Origin of the sequence: Aestuariivivens sp. NBU2969 (assembly GCF_019931125.1) — a bacterium.
In the GTDB taxonomy this organism is placed as follows: Bacteria; Bacteroidota; Bacteroidia; order Flavobacteriales; family Flavobacteriaceae; genus Aestuariivivens; species Aestuariivivens marinum.
Map to the genome: position 1 here is coordinate 29633 of NZ_JAIOUU010000005.1, position 20309 is coordinate 49941.

The 20309-nt window shown below is 34.1% G+C and carries 19 protein-coding genes and 1 tRNA gene; 16 read left to right on the plus strand and 4 right to left on the minus strand.

The features are described from left to right. Positions 1 to 516 precede the first annotated feature (516 nt). Together nhaC and K7G79_RS05510 are read left to right on the plus strand one after the other, a co-directional pair. Positions 517 to 1944 (plus strand): Na+/H+ antiporter NhaC, encoded by a 1428-nt coding sequence (nhaC, locus tag K7G79_RS05505; RefSeq protein WP_223549955.1) that lies wholly within the window; start codon positions 517 to 519, stop codon positions 1942 to 1944. 14 nt (positions 1945 to 1958) lie between these two features. Further along, positions 1959 to 3140, plus strand: coding sequence for a PLP-dependent aspartate aminotransferase family protein (locus tag K7G79_RS05510; protein ID WP_223549957.1), 1182 nt, complete (start codon positions 1959 to 1961; stop codon positions 3138 to 3140). Between the two features lie 155 nt (positions 3141 to 3295). On the opposite strand, the gene K7G79_RS05515 is transcribed toward K7G79_RS05510, so the two are convergent. Further along, the gene (locus K7G79_RS05515; RefSeq protein WP_223549958.1) at positions 3296 to 3916 is read right to left on the minus strand and encodes a hypothetical protein; all 621 of its coding nucleotides are present in this window, start codon (positions 3914 to 3916) and stop codon (positions 3296 to 3298) included. A gap of 674 nt (positions 3917 to 4590) precedes the next feature. Here K7G79_RS05515 and K7G79_RS05520 point away from each other — a divergent pair. The 8 genes from K7G79_RS05520 (at position 4591) to K7G79_RS05555 (ending at position 10131) form a co-directional block, all read left to right on the plus strand. Continuing rightward, the gene (locus tag K7G79_RS05520; protein WP_223549960.1) at positions 4591 to 5820 is read left to right on the plus strand and encodes a site-specific integrase; all 1230 of its coding nucleotides are present in this window, start codon (positions 4591 to 4593) and stop codon (positions 5818 to 5820) included. After that, positions 5820 to 6467 (plus strand): hypothetical protein, encoded by a 648-nt coding sequence (locus tag K7G79_RS05525; protein WP_223549962.1) that lies wholly within the window; start codon positions 5820 to 5822, stop codon positions 6465 to 6467. The genes K7G79_RS05520 and K7G79_RS05525 overlap by 1 nt, the downstream gene beginning before the upstream one ends. Positions 6468 to 6554: 87 nt before the next feature. Then, a complete protein-coding gene (locus K7G79_RS05530; protein WP_223549964.1) occupies positions 6555 to 6863 on the plus strand; it encodes a helix-turn-helix domain-containing protein in 309 nt (102 codons plus the stop codon). Beyond that, positions 6857 to 7072, plus strand: a complete 216-nt coding sequence (locus tag K7G79_RS05535) for a hypothetical protein (protein ID WP_223549965.1) — start codon at positions 6857 to 6859, stop codon at positions 7070 to 7072. The genes K7G79_RS05530 and K7G79_RS05535 overlap by 7 nt, the downstream gene beginning before the upstream one ends. A gap of 115 nt (positions 7073 to 7187) precedes the next feature. Further along, positions 7188 to 8027, plus strand: a complete 840-nt coding sequence (locus K7G79_RS05540; protein WP_223549967.1) for a hypothetical protein — start codon at positions 7188 to 7190, stop codon at positions 8025 to 8027. A 77-nt stretch (positions 8028 to 8104) separates the two neighbouring features. Then, positions 8105 to 8986: a restriction endonuclease gene (locus tag K7G79_RS05545; protein ID WP_223549969.1), complete on the plus strand. Its 882-nt coding sequence runs from the start codon at positions 8105 to 8107 to the stop codon at positions 8984 to 8986. Between the two features lie 10 nt (positions 8987 to 8996). Beyond that, positions 8997 to 9320, plus strand: a complete 324-nt coding sequence (locus K7G79_RS05550) for an HNH endonuclease (RefSeq protein ID WP_223549970.1) — start codon at positions 8997 to 8999, stop codon at positions 9318 to 9320. Between the two features lie 4 nt (positions 9321 to 9324). Beyond that, a complete protein-coding gene (locus K7G79_RS05555) occupies positions 9325 to 10131 on the plus strand; it encodes an EVE domain-containing protein (protein ID WP_223549972.1) in 807 nt (268 codons plus the stop codon). Positions 10132 to 10237: 106 nt separating this feature from the next. Here the strand turns inward: K7G79_RS05555 and K7G79_RS05560 are convergent. Next, positions 10238 to 10311: transfer RNA gene (locus K7G79_RS05560), tRNA-Ile, on the minus strand. A 77-nt stretch (positions 10312 to 10388) separates the two neighbouring features. Then, positions 10389 to 10793: a methylmalonyl-CoA epimerase gene (mce, locus tag K7G79_RS05565; RefSeq protein ID WP_223549974.1), complete on the minus strand. Its 405-nt coding sequence runs from the start codon at positions 10791 to 10793 to the stop codon at positions 10389 to 10391. Positions 10794 to 10870: 77 nt separating this feature from the next. Here mce and rbfA point away from each other — a divergent pair, with 77 nt between their 5' ends. Together rbfA and K7G79_RS05575 are read left to right on the plus strand one after the other, a co-directional pair. Further along, entirely contained in the window at positions 10871 to 11266 is a 396-nt protein-coding gene (gene rbfA, locus K7G79_RS05570) for a 30S ribosome-binding factor RbfA (RefSeq protein ID WP_223549975.1), read from the plus strand. Beyond that, complete coding sequence (locus K7G79_RS05575) at positions 11267 to 12484, plus strand: ABC transporter permease (protein WP_223549977.1); 1218 nt, start codon at positions 11267 to 11269, stop codon at positions 12482 to 12484. It begins immediately after the preceding gene. Between the two features lie 82 nt (positions 12485 to 12566). Here the strand turns inward: K7G79_RS05575 and dusB are convergent, their stop codons facing one another. Beyond that, on the minus strand, positions 12567 to 13562 hold the full coding sequence (gene dusB, locus K7G79_RS05580) for a tRNA dihydrouridine synthase DusB (protein ID WP_223549978.1): 996 nt from the start codon (positions 13560 to 13562) through the stop codon (positions 12567 to 12569). Between the two features lie 125 nt (positions 13563 to 13687). Here dusB and lepA point away from each other — a divergent pair, with 125 nt between their 5' ends. The 4 genes from lepA (at position 13688) to glgB (ending at position 20299) form a co-directional block, all read left to right on the plus strand. Then, the gene (gene lepA / locus K7G79_RS05585; protein WP_223549980.1) at positions 13688 to 15484 is read left to right on the plus strand and encodes a translation elongation factor 4; all 1797 of its coding nucleotides are present in this window, start codon (positions 13688 to 13690) and stop codon (positions 15482 to 15484) included. A 223-nt stretch (positions 15485 to 15707) separates the two neighbouring features. Further along, a complete protein-coding gene (locus K7G79_RS05590) occupies positions 15708 to 17114 on the plus strand; it encodes a glycogen synthase (protein ID WP_223549981.1) in 1407 nt (468 codons plus the stop codon). A 5-nt stretch (positions 17115 to 17119) separates the two neighbouring features. Beyond that, entirely contained in the window at positions 17120 to 18385 is a 1266-nt protein-coding gene (locus tag K7G79_RS05595) for a glucose-1-phosphate adenylyltransferase (protein ID WP_223549983.1), read from the plus strand. A 3-nt stretch (positions 18386 to 18388) separates the two neighbouring features. Next, positions 18389 to 20299: a 1,4-alpha-glucan branching protein GlgB gene (gene glgB / locus K7G79_RS05600; protein WP_223549985.1), complete on the plus strand. Its 1911-nt coding sequence runs from the start codon at positions 18389 to 18391 to the stop codon at positions 20297 to 20299. Positions 20300 to 20309: the final 10 nt, after the last annotated feature.

Sequence of the window (20309 nt, forward strand, 5' to 3'; positions counted from 1 at the left end):
TAATAAAAATAAGATTGAGGTTAAAATTCTTTTCTTTTGTAGCATCATGGGGGTGCTAATGTATAAAAAAATGCAATTTAACTAAAAAACACTGTAATTGTTTTGCAAAAAAACAAGGCTGAAAACCAATTTAATTCGATTAAAAGCTATTTTTCTTAACATTTAGTCAAAAAAATAAATTTTCAATAAATAATAATCCCTCGTTTTTTATAGCAAGCTTAACAAATATATAATTAAAAATGACGCAAAAAATAAATCTTTTGTGTCAAAAAAGATATCATCTATTGTAGAGGTTATATTTTGTAAGGACATCTCCCTTGGATTTTAAACTGATTTGAAAGTCAAATTTTAAATCATTTTAATAAGAATCCTAGTTAATAAAATGGTGTTTCTTTAAACCAAAGCTCTCAATTATAAAAATCAAATCCAAAAAGTGTCTCATGATTCTTCAGTTGAGGTTCCTATTTTGAATAGAAAATTAACTACTTTTAAAAATTAATCAACAAATTTTATCAATTGATAAAAACTAAACCTAAAACCTATCAATTACTTTTACCACTTTTATTTTTATTGACTATCATAACTATAGGGTTAGTAGTTGGTCCTTATTTTTATGGTTTAAAACCAGTCCCTTTAGAGATTATATTTTTGCTTGCCGCTACTTTTTCTGCTGCAGAATTCATGATTTTAGGGTATAAGTGGACTGACATTCAAAAAGCCATTGTAAAGAAGATTGCAAAAGGGTTCCCAATTATACTCATCTTTTTTTCGATTGGCATCCTTATAGGTTCATGGGTTATATCGGGTACAATTCCAATGTTAGTATATTACGGCATAAAGATTATTAACCCAGAATACATGTATGTAATTGCTTTTTTTGTTCCAATAATTTTTTCACTACTATCAGGTACATCATGGGGTTCTGTGGCAACTATTGGAGTCGTAATAATTGGCATTGCTTCAATAACTGGAGTAGATTTAGGCATTACGGCGGGTGCTATTATCGGTGGCGCTTTTTTTGGAGACAAAATGTCTCCATTATCCGACACTACTAATTTGGCATCAGCAGCAACAGGGGTTAACCTGTACGATCATATTCAGTCCATGATGTACACTACAATACCTTCTGCTATTCTTGCCGCCATCATCTTTTTTTGTTTATCTTTTGCTTACCCTCCTTTGAACGAAGTAAACAGTGTCGCTAGCTATGAAGAAACATTGGCTTCCATAGAAAGCCTATTTAACTTTAACATCTTATTGATTATTCCCCCAATAATTGTTCTATGTGGATCCATTATTAGGAAACCTACTGTTCCAGTTATGTTATTGTCTGCCTTTTCAGCCTGTCTATTATCCTTATTATTTCAAAATTATTCTATTGAAGACTTAATACAAACACTTTTAAAGGGCTACCATGTAAATATGGCCGAATGGACAACTACTGTACCAAAAAATATATATGTTTTGTTCAATAGAGGAGGGCTTTATGCGCTTAACGAGGCTATCTTTTTTACAATCATGGTATTTATTTTTATAGGTATTCTAGATATGATTAAAGCCATGCCTACTCTTGTAAATATAGTTTTTAAAGGCATAAAGAAAAAATGGATGTTAATTGTGTCCTCCTTAATAGCAACAGCTTTCACTAATGCCTTTACCTCTAACCAAAACGCTACCAGTTTTATAATTGGAGATGCTTTTAAATCGGCTTACGACAAATTAAACATCTCAAGAAAAGTGCTATCTAGATCAATTGAAGATTACGGGACTATGATAGAAACTTTAATTCCTTGGACTGCTTCAACTTTATTTGTTGTGGGCACCTTAGGAGTGAGTTATGCCGATTATTGGCATTGGCAACTATTATCCATAATAAATATTTTTATAGCACCTATTCTAGCCATTGCTGGTATAGGGTGCTTTTATAAAACCAATAAAACATAAATCTATTTTCTACAATGAAAAAAGAAAACATAGAAACCATATTGTCCCACGATGGAAAAAAAGCGCATAGCAAAGGGGCTGTAGTACCTCCTATATACCAAAACTCATTGTTTACCATGAAAGACTGGGACGATGCAGAACAAACTTTTGATGATAGAATTAATAACTACATTTACACAAGAGGCAACAACCCTTCGGTAAGAATTGTAGAAGAAAAGCTGGCCAAAATATCTGGTGGAGAAAGCGCAAAACTATTTGGATCGGGCATGGCTGCTATAAGTGCATCGATACTATCATGCATTACATCAGGAAGTCATATTATTACCGTGAAAAATATTTATGGCCCTGCAAACAATTTATTACAAAACTATTTCAAACCAAAATTTAATGTTGACGTTACCTATATTTCGGGAATAGATATCAAGGAATTTGAAGATGCTATTCAGCCCAACACCTCATTAATTTATTTGGAAAGTCCCTCCTCTGTTATTTTAAGTTTACAGGATATTGAAGCTGTAGTTAAACTGGCAAAACCTAAAGGTATTAAAACCGTTATTGATAATACTTGGAGCTCACCAATTTTTCAGAAGCCCTTGAGTCTTGGCGTTGACTTGGAAATACACTCTTGTACCAAATACATTGGCGGTCATAGTGATGTGGTAGCTGGAATTGTAATAGGATCTAAAAGAGATATCGACAACCTATTTACAAAGGAATTTGAATTGTTGGGAGCAAAAATTGCTCCTTTTGAAGCTTGGCTACTTTTAAGAAGTTTACGCACCTTAAAAATAAGAATGGATCAGCACCAAAAAAGTGCTTTAGCCGTGGCTCAGTTTTTAGAAAGTCACCCTAAAATTGAAAAAATAAATTATCCTGGATTAAAAAGCTTCCCACAATACGAATTAGGCAAAAAACAGATGACCGGCTATGGAGGACTAATGAGCTTTCAATTAAAAACATTTGATTTAAATAAGATTAAAACATTTTTTAACAACTTAAACTTATTTCAAATTGGCGTGAGCTGGGGAGGTCATGAAAGTTTAATATACGCTCCTGCCATAAGCTATCTTAAAGAACTTAGCAAAGAGCAGTTTGAAGGTATGGGTATTAGCTTAGGAGATATACGTATATCTATAGGCCTTGAAAACACTGAAGATTTAGTTGATGATCTTTATAACGGCTTGAAACTGATATAAATTTTGATTGCTCAATGTAAAAAATAAGCCTTGCATTTTTGCAAGGCTTTACATTCTTTAAAAGTGCTTCCAACTGTTTTATCACAACTTTTGTGTCATTCATGATAAAGCGCCCAAGGTTATCACACTTATAATTTCTGTAGAATTTTCTTTGTCTAGTAATAACTTTGTGTAAGTGCTTTTATATGTGCATAAATATCAACACCGTTTACTACTCCCTCAACAGTTTCTTTTTCCATTTTAACTCCTTTGACATCATTTACCCAACCATTTGGAGAAATAGCTTTAACACCATAAAATTTACCTTCTTTATTAATCGCTTTAATATTGATAATATTTCCAGATTGACTTACGCCCTTAACATCTAACATCTCTCCCTCTGCTGTTAAAGACTTAATTTTTATAATAGTCCCATCGGTATCTATAGCTTTAACGGGCATATACATGTTTTCACTAACCAGCATCTTAACAGGTAATCTTTTACCATTTACAAAGGCCTTAATATCTAAAATACTTCGTTGATTCTCATCCTGAATTGCTTTAACATCATATATAGTACCATCCTCTCCAATTGCCTTAACATCTAAAAGCTTGCCGTCTGGATGAATAGCTTTAATATGCCATATAACCTCGGTTAAATTATCCGATTCTGTACTATTAGAGTCCTGAACAAGGTTGACAACTGTTTTATCATCTTTACAGCTGGTTAATAAAATAAAAAAACCAAAGAAAGCAGCAATTTTTCTAGGTTTTAATTTAAAAATAAAAGTTTTCATCTGTATAAATATTAGTTGATTAGTATTTCTATAGGTAACAATAATTAATAGAACCCTATAAATTTCAATGTTGCCGAATTTAACCTAATACCAGAAAAAAAATATGATAAAAGTCATGTTTCCAGAGCTTTACAAAAGTTTTGCTTTTAGCATATCAATACTATATTAAACAATTCTAGCTCCTATGTAAAGTAAAAAGCTTTTTTATTAGAACAATTTAAATGATGGTGAAATAAAGCCTTATCAAAATCCACATAGCTAAAACAATGAGAATATTGATTTAATAAGCCATTAAAAATTTATTTTAAATGATGAATGAATAACCTGGAATCTTTTAACTTAAATAGTAGACTACTATCGCTCCTTTTTTTTTAAAAAACTTGGCAACTTGATTTTTAGAAGCAAAATGCAACCAATGCATACAATGCAGTTATACTAAGGAATAAGACATAAAAAAAGCCCAAACTACAAATGTAATTTAGGCTTTTAGGTGGTCCCACCTGAACCACTTGAATTTTTACTTTATTTTACTCTATTTTATTGTATTTTAGCTTGTTAAAGCCCATAAACAGGACATTTTACAGTTAAGAGAAAACAGGTGAAATTAAACGAAATTAAAAAAATTCGTCCCCTGATTCGTCCCCTATAAATATAATTTATCTTACATTTGAAACATGGGAAAAGCAAAATTTATACTCAAAGAACCTACTTCCAAAACGGATACGCTAATCTACTTAATTTTTAGATATCAATATCAAAGATTCAAGTATTCAACTGGCGAAAAAATAAATCCAAAATTCTGGAATTCTACCTCGCAAAGAGTAAAGGCTACAAAACAATTTACTGAACATCCCGAATTTAATGCTAGATTAGATAAAATTCAAAATGGCATAAATAACGCTTTTAGAAAATTACTCAATGATGGCATTCAACCAAATAACACAAACCTAAAAGAAGCTTTAGAAATTGAATTATCGGATAATATCGTAAAGCCTAAAAAATTATCTCTTTTTAAATTCATTGAAGATTACATCGAAGAAAGCAAACTCAATAAATCCAATGGAACTATTAAGGTTTACAATACCACATTTACATACTTAAAAGAGTATGCTAAAAAATATAAACCTATAGACTTTGAATCTATTACTTTAGAGTTCTATAATCATTATTTAGGTTTTCTAAAAAAGCATAATCTATCGAATAATACAGTAGGTAAACACATAAAAACTATCAAGTCTTTTATGAATGAAGCTACTGAAAGAGGACATAACACAAACCTAGAATTTAGAAATAAGCGTTTCAAAACAATTAGGGAAGAATCAGATAGCGTTTATTTAACTGTTGACGAATTAAAAAAGATTGAAAAACTAGATTTGAAAGCTAGTCCGAGATTAGAAAAAGTTAGAGATTTATTTTTAGTAGGCTGTTATACTGGTTTAAGATTTTCAGACTTCACCCAAATAAACCCCGAGAATATAGTCTCCAGCAATACTGTTATTGAAATAAGAACTAAAAAAACAGGTCAAAGGGTATCTATTCCACTACATAAAACGGTAAGGACTATTCTTAAAAAATATAAAAACAAACTGCCTAAAGCCTACACTAATCAAACCATGAATGATTATCTAAAGGAAGTTATAAGCTTGGCAGGGATTAAAGAAAAAATTGAAACTACAATTACAAAAGGCGGTAAAGTAGTAAAAAAGCCAATTCCAAAACACAAATTAGTTTCTACCCATACCGCTAGACGAAGCTTTGCCACAAATCTATATTTAGCAGAAGTCCCAACTATTTCAATAATGAAAATAACAGGACATCAAACAGAGCGTTCATTTTTACAGTATATTCGCGTTTCTCAAAAGGAAAATGCAGATAAATTATTAACGCACCCATTTTTTAACTAATGAACATAAAATCTTTTGAAGAGTTCAAAACTGAATTTGAAACTGAACTAAATCAAATACCTCAAACCCACAAAAAGAACTTTATCGAAAATGAAATTAAAGAAGTTGAGAACTACATAAGACATGAACAGACAAAAAATATTCATGGTAATTTTTTTAAGAACAAGAGCCTTATAAACACTTCTAATGCTTTTTCTGTTTTTAAATTAAGCATCTCTCCATTGGCAAGAAAAGGATTTTCTGATTCATTTAATGATTATACACTTAAAGGAATAATTAATCAAGAAACGGAGTGTTACAATCAAGCTTATCATTTCGGAAAATATTATCTATGGCTAATTGAGTTAAAAGAAGAATTAAGTAAAAAACCAAAAGCTAAAACACCTCAATTAACTCACAAACAAAAAATACTTGCCTTGCATTATTATGGAGTTGATTTAAACAGATACGATAATGTAAAAACGGCTAAAATATTATCTCAAATTTTAGGTGTTGGAGAAGAAAACACAAGAAAATATCTCTCTTATGTCTCAGCAGGTAAAAATGATGTGAGGACAAAACAAAATTTAGAGAAAGTTTCTCAATTATTTGAAAATACAGGAGTTATAGAAATATCGAATAAAATAAAATTAGATTTAGAAAAATAAAATAAAGGTTGTGGCTACCACAGCAACTACCATACGGTAGCCCTCATTTCATATTTGCACCAGTTAAAACACAAAACAAATGCATTTATGAAAAACATTCAAATTAACAATTTCAACATCGCTGACTTAGAACAGGCGATAAAAAATGTTCTAAATGAAAATATCTTTAATGGTGTTCTAGATAACATTAATAAAGACATCTCTGTAAATATGTATTCAAGAGAGGCAACGGCAGATTTGCTTTGTGTCTCACTACCTACACTAAACGAATGGACAAAACAAGGTATTATCCGAGCGTTTAGAATAGGAGGTCGCGTCCTTTACAAATTAGAGGATATAAACGATGCATTAAAAGAGGTTAAAACTTCAGTAAAGAGAGGAGGTAAATCATGTTAAAAAAGAAAAATGATTACTCCGTTATTGTTTTCCTAGAAAATGAAAAAAAGCCTAAAAAATGGTCTTATGTGCATAAGCTAAACGGCTTTTCAATGTTCCTATCTAAAAAGCATCCTAGTTGGCAGTATATGAATGTATACAACCGTAGAGAAGGAACCTTTATGAAACAAATTAAGAAAGGCGATTTCGTCCCTGCTTTCCTAGAGTAGGGAGCCTTTCTTTTTTTTAACCTTTAAAAATACTTACTCAATCAATCAACCTTTAGTAACAACCTTTAGTAAATAACCTTTTAATGGTATTTATTAATGTACAACGATTCAGATTATGATAGTTAAGAATACATACGGAACAAGTGTTGCTTTTACAACTAGCAGATACGGTAAAGCACCAAAACATGAGTTTACAGGTTCAGCATTACAACGTAAAAAGCAAGAACCTAAAAAGAATACAAAAGCAAAAAAAAAAGAGAATAAGGGCAAGGAGAAAAAGGAGCGCTCCTTGTCCAGGCGTTCGAAACAAAAAATTCGTAAAAAATTAACCTGTTTTGCTAGGTGTCATAAAAAATTAAGCTTTTTAACCCTAACGTTTTTAAACACAGTAACCGATGAACAAGCCATTAATTTACTAAGGAAGTTTATAGACAATGTTAAAAAAAGAAGTAAGGATTTTCAATATATCTGGGTAGCGGAAAGACAGACTAAAAATGATGCATTTAAGGGAAATGTACATTTTCACGTGATAACTAATAAATATTGGAAAATCGAAAAATGGTGGAATTATTGGATTAATCTTCAAATAAAGAATGGCATTACTCCAAGAAAAAAAGACTTTAAGCCCTCCTCTGCTTTTGATGTTAAACAATTAAACTCAAACAATATTAGGTCTATTGCTTCTTATGTTACAAAATATGTCACCAAGAATGATGCGAAGTTTAAGTGCCAAGTATGGAACTGTTCAAAACATGTTTCAGAACTTTACACCGATTTTTATACTACAACGGAGTTTACAGACCAATTTAAGAGGTTAGGTGCTGTTAAAAAAGAGTTGACCAACACGGACAGAGAAAGCCCCGTAATTAACGTTAAAATGATTGATTTAAACAGGAATACATTACCTATGTATAAAAGGCTTGATGACAAGAATAAAAATACTCTTAAAAAATAACTTGTTTACTATGAGAATCACTTTGTAAGAGTTACCTTTATGTGTCAAAATTCAATTTCCAAATCATAGAAACTCAAATGGAGATACCAAAATTTCATGAAACTTTTATTCCAATACTTAAGGTTTTGAAAAATGGCGAAACTTTACAGGCTAGAGAAATGTATCAATTAGTCATAGATCAATTTTATTCTGAATTAACCAAAGAGCAATTAAATCAAAAAACAAAAAGCGGTGATAGATTAATCATTAATAGAATAGCTTGGGGTAAATCATACTTAAAAAAAGGTGGGTTTATAGAATTTCCGAAAAGAGGCATTGTAAAAATAACCGAAAAAGGTAAAAACAGCATTGATTCAAAACTTACTTTAAAACAAGTAGAAAGTTCAGATAATTTCTTAAATTTTTATAGCGAAGAGAACTCCAAAAAAGGGCAAGATGTATATGAGATATCAAACTCATCTCCTCAAGATCTTATTGAAGAGGGTTTCAAATTAATTGATTCTCAAGTAAAAGAAGAATTACTAGAAAAACTAAAATCAATTGACCCTTTCTATTTTGAAAGAGTAATTCTGATTTTACTTAAAAGAATGGGATACGGTGACTTTATCGAAACATCAAAAACAGGTGATGGTGGAATTGATGGGATAATTAATGAAGATAAACTAGGTCTTAATAAAATTTATATTCAAGCCAAAAGATATGGTGAAAATAAGGTTCGGGAAAAAGACATTAGAAACTTTATTGGTGCAATGAGTGGCGACACGCAAAAAGGAGTCTTCGTTACTACTTCGTCATTTGATTTAGGGGCAATAAAAAAAGCTAACGACGCTCACCATACAATAATTCTAATCGATGGGGTAAAACTGGTTGATCTGATGCATGAATACAACATTGGTGTTCAAGTAAAAAACACCTATGAAGTTAAAGAACTTGACAATGACTTTTTCGAAAGTGAGTAAAACTAATTAAATGCCAAACCGTTGGGGAATACCAAAACAAGTAGAAGAATTCGTAAAAAATAGAGATATCGAATGTGTTTATTGTGGTCAAGAGTTTTTAGACAATCCTATATCACGTAAGAACAAACCGTCTTGGGAGCATATTGTGAATGATATCAGGATTAATGGAATAGATAATATTGCTGTTTGTTGTATGTCCTGTAATGCAAGTAAGGGAGCGAAAAATTTGGAAACTTGGCTTCAAAGTGACTATTGTAAAAGAAATAATATAACAGAAAAATCTGTTGCCAATGTGATAAAAGAAGCTATAATAAACCCTCCTAAATTAAAATAGCAAAATGAGAACATTCCTATTCGCTTGGAATCCAAAAAAATGGAATTGGTCAACTCTCGAACAGAGTATTCAACAAATTGAACAAACAGGTCGAGCATCAGAAAAATGGAGCGTTATTAGTCACAAAAAAATTCAGCCCGGTGACAGAGCTTTTCTTATAAGGTTGGGAAAAGAGCCTAAAGGAATAATGGGGTCAGGATTTGTTGTTTCCCCTGTTTTTCTATCCCCTCATTGGGATGGCTCAGATAGGTTAGTTAACAGAGTAATGATTGACTTTGAAGTACTTCTAAACTCTGAAAAAGAGCCACTTCTAAATTTTGAAAAATTAAAAAATGGAAACTTACAAAAAGTCAATTGGACTCCTCAATCCTCAGGAATTGAAGTTAACAAGGTTGTTTCTGAAGAACTAGAAGCAGTTTGGTTTGAATTCTTAAATACGCAAAAAATTAGGCATAACCCATTTAAAGAGACTGAAGAACAAAAACAAAAAGTATATACTGAGGGAACTCCAAATCAAGTGTTAGTTACTAAATATGAACGGAATCCGTTTGCAAGAAAAACTTGTATAGAATATTATGGCTTATCATGCTCAGTTTGTAAATTTAACTTTGAAGAAAGATATGGAGAATTAGGAAAAGGGTTTATACACGTACATCATTTAAAACAAATTGCCGAAATAGGGAAAAAGTGTGAAGTCAATCCAATTAAAGACTTACGACCTGTGTGTCCAAATTGTCATGCAATGATTCATAAACGAAAAACGCCATACTCAATAAATGAATTGAAAGAAAAAATTGAACTTACAGAATAAAATATCAACTACTAAATTAGATATAAATACTGTCCCCTGATTCGTCCCCTAGAACTAAAAAAGCCTCATAAATTCAACATTTACAAGGCTTTACAGGCTTAAAAAGTGGTCCCACCTGGGCTCGAACCAGGGACTTTCTGATTATGAGTCAGATACTCTAACCAACTGAGTTATAGGACCTATTAGCATCACACTAATATCGCTCTTTTGAAAGAGTCTGCAATATTACTACATATTTTATAACTCTACAAGAAATTTTATTCCTTTATCTCTTGGCATAGCTCTATTAAAACGCCATTAGTAGTCTTAGGGTGTAAAAAAACAACTAATTTATTATCTGCACCTATCTTGGGCGCTTCATTCAATACGATAAAATCTTCTTTTCTTAATCGTTCTATTTCAATTGCAATATTGTCAACATCAAACGCAATATGATGGATGCCCTCCCCTTTTTTAGCAATAAACTTAGCAATAGGACTGTCCTTATTGGTTGCTTCCAACAGTTCAATCTTATTAGATCCTATTTGAAAAAACGAGGTATTAACTCCCTCGCTTTCCACCATTTCAGTCTTATAATGCGGTTTACCAAATAACTTTGAAAAAACTTTGTTGGAAGTTTCCAAACTCTTAACAGCAATGCCTATATGTTCAATTTTGTTCATTTAGTTCCAAGGTTTTAATAATGTAAATTTTGAATACCAAAGGTAAATAATCTTTAAATATCAATTACTTTTGCAATATGGAAGAAAGTCAAAGACAAAAAAAAATAGCATCTGTATTACAACGCGATTTGGCAGAAGTACTTCAATATGCTGCCACGCAAGGCGGTATGAGAGGTGTTTTAATTTCGGTATCAAAAGTCAAGGTTATTGTAGACTTATCGATTGCTAAGGTATACGTAAGTGTGTTTCCCAACCACAAAGGAGTCGAAATTTTAAAAGGCATCACCGCTAACGCTTCTTTAATAAAGCACGAGTTGGCACAACGCACTAAACACCAATTAAGACGCATGCCCCAGCTTGAGTTCTTTATAGATGACTCTTTAGAATATATAGACAAAATAGAGCAATCCCTAAAAGGAAAGGAGAATCCCATTAACAATCCTGATTTGCTCGGCAAAAGAAAAAAATCTTAGTTGAATGTTTCCCTATACATAGCAAAGCGTTACTTGCGTTCTAAAAGTACTAACAACGCCATTAACATTATATCTTATATCGCATTAATTGGTGTTGTTTTAGGTGCTGCATCCCTGTTTATTGTGCTGTCAGGGTTTGCAGGGTTAAAGGATTTTACACTTCAATTTTCAACTATCATCGATCCTGATTTAAAAGCCGTAGCTGCCAATGGAAAATCATTTATTTTAAATGATGAAGAAGCTGTGAAACTATCTAAAATTGAAGACATTGTGATTTTTTCAAAAATTGTGGAGGAACGTATTTTTATTCAGTCAAACGACAAATCCTACCCAAGCGCTTCTATAAAAGGAATAGATGATAATTTTAAGCGAGTCAATGAAATCGATTCAATATTGGAACAGGGTAATTGGTTGCAGGAAAAAACCAATCAAATTGTTGTTGGTTCTGGTATTTCCAATAGCCTGTCTTTTGGCGTATTGGATTACAATAAGGATATTAACATCTATGTGCCCAAACCTGGTAAAGGGCAAATCAACTCAGTTGAAAAAGCGTTCAATACCGTTAGCGCTGTTAATGTTGGAGTGTTTTCTATCAATGAAAGCCTAAACGACACTTATGTATTTGCCTCCTTAAGTTTAGCACAGCATTTATTGAACTACAAGCACAATCAAATTTCAGCTATAGAATTTAAGCTTAAGGAAGATACTGATGAAGCTTGGGTAAGAGAGCAAATTCAAGCTGTGTTAGGTGATAAGGTCGTGCTTAAAAATAGGGCACAATTAAATGATGCTTTATATAAAATGCTGAACACTGAAAATCTAGCGGTCTATCTCATTTTTACATTGGTGTTGATTATAGCTCTTTTTAATGTTATTGGATCGATAATTATGATGATTTTAGACAAAAAGAAAACCCTAAACACCCTATTTAACCTTGGTGCTACCTTAAAAGATATTCGTAACATTTTTTTCCTTCAAGGCAGCTTAATGAGTATTATAGGCGGGGTAATTGGAATTGCTGTTGGTTTGTTACTTACATTAAATCAATTATACGGTCCTATGGGGTTGAAATTTTTTATAACAGCTTCGTTGCCTTATCCAGTAAAAATAAAAATCATTAACGTTTTTATCGTGTTTTTTACTATTTCGGTTTTAGGTGTAATAGCTTCAAAAATAGCATCGGCAAGGATTACGAAAAATTTGGTACAGGATTATTGATTTTTTAACACCGCCTTCGGTGTCTGAGGTTCTCAAAACATCGCATGCTAGTCGGATTTTCACCCCAACCCTCAAGATTAGGTTAGTCAGTAAATTGGTAATCACTAAATTTTTCCAGAACCTCGTCAAAAACAGCAAATACATCTTTTGAATCATCACTGGTCACCATTTTGGTTCGGTATTCCTTGAAATGTGGAATGCCCTTAAAATAATTAGTGTAATGCCTACGGGTTTCAAAAACCCCTAAGATTTCTCCTTTCCAGTTTATTGCCATTTGCAGATGTCGGCGTGCCGCTTCTACACGCTCTGCCAAGGAAATAGGTGGTAAATGTTCTCCTGTTTTAAAATAATGTTTAACTTGTTTAAAAAACCAAGGGTTACCTATACTCGCCCGGCCTATCATGGCACCGTCCAATCCATAGCTGTCACGCATTTCAGCTGCTTTTTCCGGTGTATCTACGTCGCCATTACCAAATACGGGGATATGCATACGTGGGTTGTTTTTTACATCAGCAATAGGTTTCCAATCGGCATTTCCCTTATACATTTGGGCTCTTGTACGTCCATGAATGGCAATAGCTTTGCAGCCCACATCTTGAAGTCGCTCTGCAACCTCCACAATTTTTATGGAATCATGATCCCAACCCAAACGAGTTTTTACGGTAATGGGCAAGCTGGTGCGCTTTACCATTTCGGCAGTTAATTTTTCCATTAAGCAAACATCTTTTAAAATGCCTGCGCCTGCGCCCTTGCTTACCACTTTTTTTACGGGACACCCGAAATTGATATCAATAATATCGGGGTTAGATTTTTCAACAATATCAATAGTCTGCAACATGCTATCCAAATTAGCCCCAAATATCTGGATCCCTACTGGACGCTCTTTTTCATAAATATCCAACTTCATAACGCTTTTGGCCGCATTACGTATTAAACCTTCACTGGACACAAACTCGGTATATACCACATCCGCGCCCTGCTCCTTACAAAGCGCACGAAAAGGCGGATCACTAACATCTTCCATAGGCGCTAAAAGCAATGGAAAATCGGGAAGTTCTATGTTGTCTATTTTTACCACTTAATTTAAATTGGAGTGCAAAATTACAGTTTTTTGTTGAATGGCTTGCCATTACCTTAAAAACTGAACTGCAACAACAAAAAATCAGCTATATTTGCAAATTCAATCTAGGCATAGATTCACACATGAAGCACATTAGAAACTTTTGCATAATAGCACATATCGATCATGGGAAGAGCACTCTTGCAGATCGCTTGTTGGATTTTACGGGTTCAGTAACCGATAGGGAAAAACAGGATCAGTTACTCGATAATATGGACTTGGAGCGCGAACGTGGCATTACTATAAAATCACACGCTATACAAATGGATTATGTGTATAAAGGCGAGCAATATGTATTGAATCTTATCGATACCCCAGGCCACGTCGATTTTAGCTACGAAGTGTCCCGTTCCATTGCTGCTTGTGAAGGTGCTTTACTTATTGTCGACGCCGCCCAAAGCATTCAAGCACAAACCATTTCCAACTTGTATTTAGCCTTAGAAAATGATTTGGAAATTATCCCTATTTTAAATAAAGTGGATTTGCCTAGTGCTAACCCAGAAGAGGTTACCGATGATATTGTGGATTTGTTGGGTTGCGACCCAGACGATGTTATCCACGCGAGTGGTAAAACGGGGTTTGGAGTAGATAATGTGTTGGCAGCTGTTATAGAGCGAATTCCTGCACCTAAAGGTAATCCAGACGAGCCCTTACAAGCCCTTATTTTCGATTCGGTTTACAATTCCTTTCGTGGCGTAGAGACCTATTTTAGGGTTATTAATGGCTCTATAAAAAAAGGTCAACACATTAAATTTATCGCTACAGGCAAAAATTATTATGCCGATGAAGTAGGCACTCTTAAACTCAAACAATTGCCTAAAAATGAAATTAAGGCAGGAGATGTTGGCTATGTAATAACCGGCATAAAAGAGGCTAAAGAAGTTAAAGTAGGGGATACGATTACCGATGCCAAAAACCCAACAAAAAATGCCATTTCAGGCTTCGAAGATGTAAAACCCATGGTCTTTGCAGGTATTTACCCTGTAGACACCGAGGATTATGAAGAGCTTCGTGCTTCAATGGAAAAACTACAACTTAACGACGCCTCTTTGGTTTTTCAGCCTGAAAGTTCGGCTGCTTTAGGCTTCGGTTTCCGTTGTGGATTCTTGGGTATGCTCCACATGGAAATTATTCAAGAGCGATTGGAACGTGAGTTTGACATGACAGTAATTACTACGGTGCCCAACGTGTCTTACCACGCCTTTACCAAAAAATATCCAGACGACATTATAATTGTTAACAACCCTTCTGATCTACCAGACCCTTCAACTTTAGATCGTGTGGAAGAACCTTATATAAAAGCGACCATCATTACTAAAGCCGATTTTGTGGGCAACGTGATGAGCTTATGTATTGAAAAGCGAGGCATGATAACCAATCAAACCTATTTAACACAAGACCGTGTAGAGCTTAATTTCGATATGCCTTTGGCCGAAATTGTTTTTGATTTTTACGATCGCTTAAAAACGGTTTCAAAAGGCTATGCCTCTTTTGATTATCACCCTATTGGAATGCGTACATCAAAATTGGTGCGTGTCGATATTTTATTGAACGCCCAGCCCGTTGATGCACTTTCGGCTTTAATACATGCCGATAACGCCCAAAACATTGGAAAAAAAATGTGTGAGAAGCTAAAAGAGCTTATTCCGCGTCAACAATTCGACATTCCAGTTCAAGCGGCCATTGGCGCTAAAATCATTTCAAGGGAAACCATTAAAGCACTTCGCAAAGACGTTACTGCAAAATGTTATGGGGGTGATATATCACGTAAGCGTAAACTTTTGGAAAAACAGAAAAAAGGGAAAAAGCGTATGCGTCAAGTTGGAAATGTTGAAATCCCACAGCAAGCCTTTATGGCTGTTTTAAAACTTAATGATTAACCAAGTCGGCTAGGCATATTATCTTATTGATAATCTTTAAATTAAGTTTTCGATTTTGCCTATTGTACAATTACGATTATTGTAAGAGTTTGATTAATAAAATCTTGTTTTTAAGGATATTATTAACCAATAGCACAAAAAGGTTTATTTTCCTCAAAAATATAGTTCCAGCCAAAAAAGTATACAATAATTTTGTATGTTTAAAGACACATACATTTATTAAATGAATATAATTCACATAAGTGCTGAATGCTACCCTGTTGCCAAAGTTGGCGGACTTGCTGATGTTGTTGGTGCTTTGCCCAAATACCAAAATAATGCCGACACATTATCACAGGTCATCATGCCTTTTTATGATGTAAATTTTACAAGAGAAAATGACTTCACTCCAATTTTTGAATCTAAATTAGATTTAGGTGATGAGCAGTACAGCTTCAAAATTTTAAAGCTGAAAGAAAACAGGTTAGATTTTGATATATTTTTTGTTGATGTTCCAGAATTGGTATTTAAGGATTATGTGTATTCTTTAGATGACACCAAACGTTTTATGGCCTTTCAGATTGCCGCTTTAGATTGGATGCTTAAATGGGAAACTTTACCCGAAATTATCCACTGTCATGATCATCACACAGGGTTAACACCATTTATGCTTCAGGAATGCCATAAATATGAAGCCTTTAGAAAAATTCCAAATATACTAACAATACACAACGCCCAATACCAAGGTTGGTTTTCACACGATAACGTAAATTTAATACCGTCTTTTAATTTTAATAATGTAGGTCTGTTAGATTGGGGCGGTCAAATAAACCCATTAGCAGCAGCTATTAAATGTGCATGGCGAGTCACCACGGTATCGCCAAGTTATATGGAAGAATTAAAAACCCACGCCAATGGTTTAGAGAGTTTACTAGCAGATGAAAGCGCTAAGTGTGTTGGTATTTTAAATGGCATAGATACTAGGGTTTGGAATCCCGAAACCGACGATTATATTGTAAAAAATTATTCTGATAAAACCATAGTTTCCGGAAAAAAAGCTAATAAAAAATACCTGTGTGATACCTTCAATTTAGATAGTAGTAAGCCATTATTCTCTTTTATTGGTCGCTTAGTTGGCGAAAAAGGTTCTGATTTGTTTCCTGAAACCTTTAAAATAGCTTTACAAAACCCCAATATTTCCATTTTGTTGTTGGGTTCTGGAAATAAAGATACCGAAACCCAATTAGAAGCCTTAAAAGAAACGTTTCAAGGCCGTTATAACGCTTACATTGGTTATGACGAAAAATTGTCCCATATTATCTATGCTGGGGCCGATTTTCTGTTAATGCCTTCTCGGGTAGAACCTTGCGGATTAAACCAAATGTACTCACTTCGCTATGGCACCATCCCTATTGTACGCAGTATTGGCGGCTTAAAGGACACGGTTATAGATATTTCTAACCCAAACGGATTTGGGATTTGCCACAACAATGTAACTATAGATGAAATAACCAATGCCATTGGCCGAGGGGCACAACTTTATGAAAACCAAAACGATTTCAAAGCTATAAGAACAAAAATTATGAAGATTGACCATTCCTGGGATGCTTCTGCAAAACAATATATCAATTTATATAAATCAATAAACTAATAGCCATGATAAATGATAAAGTATTATCCATAATTTTAGGGGGTGGCCAAGGTAGCAGATTGCACCCATTAACCGAGCAAAGATCTAAACCAGCTGTTCCCATAGCTGGAAAATATAGATTGGTTGACATTCCTATTTCTAACTGTATTAATGCAGATATTAAACGCATTTATGTTCTAACACAGTTTAATTCTGCTTCATTGAACCGTCATATAAAAAACACCTACCATTTTAGCTTTTTTAGTTCTGCATTTGTCGATGTATTAGCAGCCGAACAAACTCCTCAAAACAAGGGATGGTTTCAGGGTACTGCTGATGCTGTTAGACAAAGTATGCAACACATTACAAGACATGATTTTGAATATGCCCTAATCCTTTCGGGTGATCAATTGTACCAAATGGATTATGATAAAATGATACAGGCCCACGAAGAAAGTGGTGCTGAAATATCTATCGCTACTATTCCAGTAAATGCTAAAGATGCTACAGGGTTTGGTATATTAAAATCGGATGAAAACAATATCATTACCTCTTTCATTGAAAAACCAGATGCCAGCTTGCTGCCCGATTGGACATCAGACGTTAGTGATGAGATGAAAGACCAAGGTCGAAATTATTTGGCGTCAATGGGTATTTATATCTTTAACAGGGATTTATTGATAGAATTAATGAAGGACGATTCCACCATTGATTTCGGTAAGGAAATTATTCCTCAAAATATTGAAAAACACAAAACCCTTAGTTATCAATATGAAGGCTATTGGACTGATATAGGTACTATTGAATCGTTTTTTGAAGCCAATATCGGGCTTACAGAAGACCTCCCTAAATTCGATTTATACGATAAAAATAAGCGCATTTATACAAGAGCGCGTATGCTACCAACTTCTAAGGTGTCGGGAACCATGCTGGAAAAAGCTGTTATTGCTGAAGGTTGTATCATTAATGCAGCAAAAATAGAGCAATCTGTTATAGGTATTCGTTCTAGGATTGGTGAGGAATCAACGATAATAAATACTTATATGATGGGATGCGATTACTATGAAAACATTCTGACCATTGATAGAAATGAAGTTGAAATCCTTACAGGAATAGGCAAGCGCTGTTTCATTAAAAATGCTATTATTGACAAAAACTGTCGTATTGGTGATGATGTACGTATTAATGGGGGAAAACATTTAGAGGATACCGAAACTGACACCTATGCAGTAAGAGATGGCATTATCGTTATTAAAAAAGGTGCCGTTATCCCTAACGGAACGGTAATTTAATTTATGACAAACGTAATAACACATAGCCTTTTTAGTGATTTTGATATAACCCTTTTTAAAGCAGGCAAGCATTACCGCTTATTTGAAAAGTTTGGATCGCATCCACTTGCTGTTGACGGTATTCAAGGAACTTATTTTGCCGTATGGGCACCAAGCGCCAAACTAGTGACAGTTGTAGGAGACTTCAATTATTGGAAAGGCGATGAACATCAGCTTAATGTGCGATGGGATGCCTCGGGCATTTGGGAAGGTTTTATCCCTCATGTGGGCAAAGGTAATTTATACAAATACAAGATTCATTCCCACCACAATGGTGTTGTTACCGAAAAGGCGGACCCTTATGCCAGGCGTTCCGAACATCCACCAAAAACAGCTTCAATTATTTGGGACGACGACTATAAGTGGAAAGACGTGCAATGGATGAAAAAGCGTAAAAACCATAATGCTTTGGATGCGCCATATTCAGTTTACGAAGTGCATTTGGGATCATGGAAAAAACAGGTGGAAGAAGATCGGTATTTATCATACTTCGAGTTGGCCGATGATCTTGTAAACTATGTGAAGGACATGAATTTTACCCATGTGGAATTCATGCCCATTATGGAATTTCCATACGATCCTTCTTGGGGCTACCAAATAACAGGTTATTTTGCTCCCTCATCACGCTTTGGATATCCCGAAGAATTCAAATATCTAGTCGATAAGCTACACCAAAACAATATAGGTATAATCTTAGACTGGGTACCTTCACATTTCCCTGAAGATGCTCATGGATTAGGGTTCTTTGATGGATCTCATTTATACGAACACCCAGACCCAAGAAAGGGGTATCATCAAGATTGGAAAAGTTTAATTTTTAATTATGGCCGTAACGAAGTTAAATCTTTTTTAATAAGTAATGCTATATTTTGGTTGGATCAATACCATGCCGATGGTTTACGGGTTGATGCCGTGGCCTCTATGTTGTTTTTAGATTACTCTAGAGAAGACGGACAATGGGAACCAAATATGTATGGTGGCAGGGAAAACCTAGAAGCTATAGCTTTTTTAAAAGAATTGAATGAAGAGGTATATAAATCTTTTCCTGATGTTCAAACCATTGCTGAAGAATCGACCGCATTTCCAGGCGTTTCCAAGCCTGTGTTTTTAGGCGGATTAGGGTTTGGCATGAAATGGATGATGGGTTGGATGCATGATACTTTAGAATACTTTAAAAAAGACCCTATTTATAGGCAGTATCATCAAAACGATATCACTTTTAGTTTGGCATATGCCTTTACCGAAAATTTCATGTTACCGCTATCACATGATGAAGTGGTGTATGGTAAAAACTCAATTTTAGGTAGAATGCCAGGCGACCAATGGCAACGATTTGCCAACCTTCGCTTATTATATAGCTATATGTTTACCCACCCAGGGACAAACCTACTCTTTATGGGGGGTGAGTTTGGTCAATACAAGGAATGGGATTTTCAAAGTAGTTTGGATTGGAATTTATTGGACTTTGAACCTCATCAAAAATTTCAAAGCTTTTTTAAGGCGCTTAATACATTTTACCGAGAAACTCCAGCCTTGTTTGAAAAACAATTTAGCCATGATGGTTTTGAATGGATTAGTTATGATGACCACCAAAACTGTGTCATGTCCTATATACGGAAGGGTAAAGACCCTAAACAAGATATTATAGTAGTGTGCAACCTAACCCCAACTGTAAGGGAAAATTATAAGATAGGTCTTCCTGTTGGCAGCAAACTAAAAGAGGTTTTTAATAGCGATAATTCTGAATTTGGCGGCAGCGGTATATCCAACAAGCGTGTTTTAACCATTAAAAAAGAATCGTGGAACGGAAAACCGTTTTCTGCAAAAATAAAACTGCCCCCACTTGCAGTTGCTATTTTTCAATTTAAAACTTAATCAATTGATA